Origin of the sequence: Sphingobacterium bovisgrunnientis (assembly GCF_009829085.1) — a bacterium.
Taxonomy (GTDB): Bacteria; Bacteroidota; Bacteroidia; order Sphingobacteriales; family Sphingobacteriaceae; genus Sphingobacterium; species Sphingobacterium bovisgrunnientis.
The window spans coordinates 1-426 of record NZ_WUQY01000153.1; the positions used below are offsets into that span (position 1 = coordinate 1).

Genomic DNA, 426 nt, shown 5'->3' on the forward strand with positions numbered 1-426 from the left:
AAATACAATCAAGTCCTAAGAACTATTTAAAAAATTTATGGATCAAGAACCTTTGATAAATTTAACTCCTAATATCATACAAGATTTTATCGATTTAAAAATTGCAATAAAAAGTGAATTAAATTATTTAAAAGGAGATTTAAAAAGTTTCTTTATAGATTATTTAGATCCAAAATTAAAATATAAAAATACTTATATAGATAGTCAAGCAATTAGAATTGAAAATAATATACATAAAGAAATTGTCAATTTAGAAAAAAGAATTGAAAAATTAAATATAATCATTGAAAAAAAAGTCTTAACAAAAGATAATAAATTCTATCAATTCTATTGTGATTTATTAAATATTTATGAAAATATTAGACTTTAAGATTTTGAGATTTTGAAGACGGCCATAGTACCCCCTTCACTTTAATTGGCATAAGA

At 20.2% G+C, this 426-nt stretch carries 1 protein-coding gene; it reads left to right on the top strand.

Going from position 1 to position 426, the window contains the following annotated elements; genetic code table 11:
• The first annotated feature begins 37 nt into the window (after positions 1 to 37).
• Positions 38 to 370, top strand: a complete 333-nt coding sequence (locus tag GOQ16_RS18535) for a hypothetical protein (RefSeq protein WP_160070444.1) — start codon at positions 38 to 40, stop codon at positions 368 to 370.
• Positions 371 to 426 lie beyond the last annotated feature (56 nt).